This is a genomic window from Deferribacterota bacterium (assembly GCA_034189185.1).
Classification (GTDB): Bacteria; Chrysiogenota; Deferribacteres; order Deferribacterales; family UBA228; genus UBA228.
The window spans coordinates 1-5202 of record JAXHVM010000131.1; the positions used below are offsets into that span (position 1 = coordinate 1).

Here is a 5202-nt window from a genome sequence, read left to right on the forward strand (position 1 = left end):
GGTAATAGTATGGAGGCATTGACCCTTGCAAGATTGCAGTTTGCAATGACAACAATATTCCACTTCTTTTTTGTTCCACTAACATTGGGACTTATTATTCTAATTGCGATAATGGAGACGATATATGTAAAAACTGGTAATGAAATGTATAAATCTATGGCAAAATTCTGGGGTAAAATATTTTTAGCTAATTTTGCAATAGGTGTTGTTACAGGTATCACATTAGAATTCCAGTTTGGCATGAATTGGGCTGAATATTCAAGATTTGTTGGGGATATATTTGGTGCGCCCCTTGCCATTGAGGCTACTGTTGCTTTTTTTCTAGAGTCAACATTTTTGGGTATGTGGATTTTTGGATGGGATAAACTATCTAAGAAAGCGCATCTCTTTTCAATATGGATGGTTGCCTTGGGTTCTAATTTATCTGCCCTCTGGATTTTAATTGCCAATGCATGGATGCAAAATCCAGTTGGTTATACCCTTAGAAATAGTAGGGCAGAAATGATTGATTTTGCCGCCGTTGTTTTTTCACCTTATGCCTGGACAAAATTTATTCATACTGTATTGTCTGGATATACTATAGCAGCATTTTTTGTTTTAGGTGTTTCAGCATATCATATCTTAAAAAAGTCAAATTTAGAGTTTTTTAAAAAATCTTTTAAAATGGCCGCACTTTTTGGGGTTATTGTTACTATCTTACAGTTTTTTGTTGGTGACTGGCATGCTTATGAGGTATCAAAGGTGCAACCAACAAAATTAGCGGCAATGGAATCCCATTGGGAGACTGAATCAGGTGCCCCTATCTATATGTTTGCACTACCTGACGAAAAAAATGAGAGAAATTATTTTGAGATTCTACCTATTCCTAAGATGTTATCTCTTCTTGCAACCCATAAAGTAGATGGAGTAGTGAAAGGTTTAAAAGAATTTCCAAAAGATGAAAGACCTCCTGTTTGGCCAATATTTTTTAGTTTTAGACTTATGGTTGGTTTTGGAGTTTTATTTATCCTATTAACGATTATGGCTTATATTTATATAAAGAAAGATGTGGTAGAAAACAAAAGAGCATTTCTAAAATTACTTTTATATTTTATACCAATTCCATACATTATTGCCCAGCTTGGTTGGATAGTTGCTGAACTTGGGAGACAACCATGGATAGTTTATGGTCTTTTAAAGACCTCAGATGCCGTATCAAAAACAGTTTCTACCTCACAGGTTATATTATCCCTTACTGGTTTTGTTGTATTTTATGGTGCACTTGGTTTAATAGGGGTTTACTTAATGTTTAGATTTTCAAAAGAAGGACCAAAATTAACTTAATGAAGGAGGATGACTATGGATGCAACAATATATCAAATCATTTGGTTTGCTTTGTGGGGGTTATTATGGGCAGTTTATTTTATGTTAGATGGCTTCGATCTTGGAAGTGGTGTACTCCATTTATTTCTTGGAAAAAACGATGTAGAAAGGAGAATGATTATAAATACCCTTGGACCAGTATGGGATGGTAATGAGGTTTGGCTTGTAACTGCAGGGGGTGCTACATTTGCAGCTTTTCCAACAACCTATGCCTATATGTTTAGCTATCTGTATACCCCACTTTTAATTATATTATTTGCTCTTATTTTTAGAGGGGTTTCTTTTGAATTTAGAAGCAAGATTGATAGTGATGCCTGGAGAAACGCTTGGGATGCTATTATAACTATTTCAAGTTTTGTTGCGGCACTTCTATTTGGTGTTGCCTTTGGTAATATTTTTATGGGATTACCTTTTGATGATAATGGATATTATGGCAGTTTGCTAAGCTTGCTTAATCCTTATGGACTTATAACTGGGCTTTTGTTTCTACTTCTATTTTTGCTACATGGATCACTTTGGTTATCTATAAAGACTGAAAATGAGCTATCAGAGAGGGCAAAAAATCTAACTAAAACCCTTTGGTCTGTTTTATTTGTATTAGCTGTGGTATTTCTGATAGCCACATATTTCTATACAGACCTTTATTCTAACTATTTTAATAAACCTATAATGTTAATAGTGCCTCTTTTGGCTGTTATATCACTAGTATGTATTAGATTATTTATGCATAGTTCATATACTTATTCTTTCTTCGCCTCTTGTTTAACAATAATAACCATAGTTTTTACGGGTGTTATAGGCTTATATCCAAATTTGATACCCTCTTCAATAGATCCAGCCTTTAGTTTAAATATATATAATTCCTCTTCAAGTACATATACATTAAGAGTAATGACAATTGTAGTAGCAATATTTGTGCCCATTGTTATAATCTATCAGATTTGGTGTTATAAAGTATTTAGTAAGCCAGTTTCTGAAAAAGATATAACTGAAGCCCAAGAAGAGGCTTATTAATTACTATGGGAGGCTATTTAGAGCCTCCCATAGTTTTTTAATAAACTAATAATATTATTTAGAATAAAGATATTTTTGAAATTATTGAGATTAATGTTAATATAGCACTCATTATTTTCTATGGTGAGTTCTTTTAGGCCACTTTCAGTATATTCAATTAAATTATTTACAATATCCTGCTTAGTAGTATTAAAGTAGAAATAAATAATTTTGTTTTTGTTATTTTTTATTTTTTGCCATCTTTTACTATTCTTTGTTTGTTTATCTATAAGAGGCTTGGCTTTGATTGATAAATTAATGTTGCTATTTTTTGGTAGTTTCATTGTTAACTCTAACCTATCATATCTTTCAAATAACAATGCTATTGGCAAATATAGAATACTTTGTCTTGGTAGATTTGCGTAATTTAATAAAATTTCTAGGGAATCTTCTAATTTATAATTAGCCTTAAAACCAATTACTCCACCTAACCAAGTATATTTTGTATCAATTGGTTTTAGAATATTTTCTAGGGTATTGGCTACTTTTTTTATTTTTTTATAATTTTTTTTGAAGCCAAATATATATAAAAGGCTTATAACTATTGATAAAAGTATTAATAATAAAAAGATATATATTTTCATCTTAGATATTGAATATTATACACATAAAAAGCTATTTTTAAATAGTTGAAATAGTAATATTTATTTATAAATTTAAAAATATGGGTAACGTTGTTGAAAATATGAAATTAAAGAAAATATCAGGTTATATTTATGAAATTCCTAGAGATAACTCCCTTGGCATGAGAGTAAAGGGGATAGTATTTGCTACTGAGGGGATGTTGAAAAGTATTATAGAGGAAGGGAGCCTAACGCAAGTAAAAAATGCAGCAACATTACCAGGTATAGTCTATGCCTCAATTGCTATGCCAGATATCCACTATGGATATGGTTTGCCTATTGGTGGTGTTGTTGCAACTGATATTAATAATTTTGGTGTTATAACACCAGGTGGTGTTGGTTTTGATATAAATTGTGGGGTCAGGCTAACTACCTTTGCTATACACAAAGAAGAAATTAAGGATAAAATAGAAGAATTAGCTAAAAATCTATTTAAAAAAGTTCCATGCGGTGTTGGAGAGGGTGGAGAATTTAGATTAAATAAGAAAGAAATTAATGAAGTATTAGAAAATGGTGCATTGTGGGCAGTAAAAAAAGGATATGGTGATGTAACCGATTTGGAAAAAATTGAATCAGGTGGTAAATTATCTGGTTTTGACCCTAAAAATATATCAAATAGAGCTTATGAAAGGGGCTATGATCAAGTGGGAACCCTTGGCAGTGGGAACCATTTCTTGGAGATTGGATATATTGATGAAATTTATATGAAAGATATAGCAGAAAAATGGTCTTTAGAAAAGGGGATGGTAACACTTTTGATACATTCTGGTTCTAGAGGGTTTGGCCATCAGATATGTACAGATTATTTAAAAGTTTTTAATAATGCTATTAAAAAATATAATATTAAAGTTCCAGATAAACAACTTGCATGCGCCCCATATTATAGTGAGGAGTCAAAAAGATACCTTTCTGCATTGGCAGCAGCTGCAAATTTTGCATGGGCAAACAGAGAAGTCCTTGGGTTTTTAGCTATAGATGCAATATCAGAATTTTTAGGCATATCAATTGATAAATTGAAAGCTAATCTTATCTATGATGTAGCCCATAATATTGTTAAGATTGAAACCCATATGGTTGACAATAAAAATCTTCAACTAGCAGTTCATCGTAAAGGTGCAACAAGGGCTTTACCAATGGGTCACAAAGATCTACCTGAAATATACAAAAATACTGGTCAACCTGTAATAATACCAGGCGATATGGGTAGATATTCTTATATATTAGTTGGCTCAGCTGGTGCCTCTAAACTCTCTTTTAATTCAGCATGTCATGGTGCAGGTAGGGTTAAAAGTAGACGAAGGGCAGTAAATGATTCAAGAAATAGGGATATAGTGGGTGAGTTAAGACAAAAAGGTATTATTGTTATAGGCAAGGGTAAAAAGACAATCAAGGAAGAAATGCCAGATGCTTACAAAGATGTAAGTGAGGTTGTAGAGGTTGTAGACCACCTAGATATTGCAAAAAAGGTGGTAAAGATAAAGCCTTTAGCTGTAATAAAAGGATAATATTAAAAATATAATAAATAGTATAAAAACTATTATAGTTATATTGATTTCATTAACATAAAATTTGATTAAAGTTTATTTAATAAGATTATTTGCCAATTATTTGATATAATAAAGTATACATAGGAGCAACGTTGGAGGTATATTATGAGAATATCTTATATAATAGTTGGTATTTTATTTTTAACTATAACATTATCTTTTGCACAACCACCTGCTATGCAAGGAGGTGGTGTAAACGACAGATATGCAATAATGTACAACATGCAAAGTGGTGAATTTTTCAAGGTACCCATAGATACTATATATGAAATCCCCTCTTATGGCTTACCACCTGAATTTATTCCAATAGGGGCAAACAATACTTTCTTTATTGTATATGATCCGAATTGGGGTGAGTTATACAAAATTCGTATAAGCAATATGGGAGAGGGTTGTTCTTATTGTTTTCCACTTTATTGATAAATTGAGTATTGTAGAATTTAGATGACCTTAGCATTAAAATCATTAAATGCCCTATTGTAAGGTGTAAATATTTTACTACAAACAAATACATAAAATAGTATGGAAACCCTATAAGAAAAGAATACCACTATAAAATTAGCTTGTCACTTTAGAGCTAGTTTATTAATTATTAAGTTATTCAATATATTGTTACA

Annotated in this window: 5 protein-coding genes; 4 read left to right on the top strand and 1 reads right to left on the bottom strand. The window is 31.5% G+C overall.

Going from position 1 to position 5202, the window contains the following annotated elements; genetic code table 11:
* Positions 1-9: 9 nt before the first annotated feature.
* Together SVN78_08255 and cydB are read left to right on the top strand one after the other, a co-directional pair.
* Entirely contained in the window at positions 10-1323 is a 1314-nt protein-coding gene (locus tag SVN78_08255) for a cytochrome ubiquinol oxidase subunit I (GenBank protein MDY6821596.1), read from the top strand.
* 15 nt (positions 1324-1338) lie between these two features.
* Entirely contained in the window at positions 1339-2376 is a 1038-nt protein-coding gene (gene cydB / locus SVN78_08260; protein ID MDY6821597.1) for a cytochrome d ubiquinol oxidase subunit II, read from the top strand.
* Between the two features lie 17 nt (positions 2377-2393).
* On the opposite strand, the gene SVN78_08265 is transcribed toward cydB, so the two are convergent.
* Positions 2394-2999 (bottom strand): hypothetical protein, encoded by a 606-nt coding sequence (locus SVN78_08265; protein ID MDY6821598.1) that lies wholly within the window; start codon positions 2997-2999, stop codon positions 2394-2396.
* 80 nt (positions 3000-3079) lie between these two features.
* Between SVN78_08265 and SVN78_08270 the strand changes: the two genes are divergently transcribed.
* Together SVN78_08270 and SVN78_08275 are read left to right on the top strand one after the other, a co-directional pair.
* Entirely contained in the window at positions 3080-4543 is a 1464-nt protein-coding gene (locus SVN78_08270) for an RtcB family protein (protein MDY6821599.1), read from the top strand.
* 147 nt (positions 4544-4690) lie between these two features.
* Positions 4691-5005, top strand: a complete 315-nt coding sequence (locus SVN78_08275) for a hypothetical protein (protein MDY6821600.1) — start codon at positions 4691-4693, stop codon at positions 5003-5005.
* Positions 5006-5202: the final 197 nt, after the last annotated feature.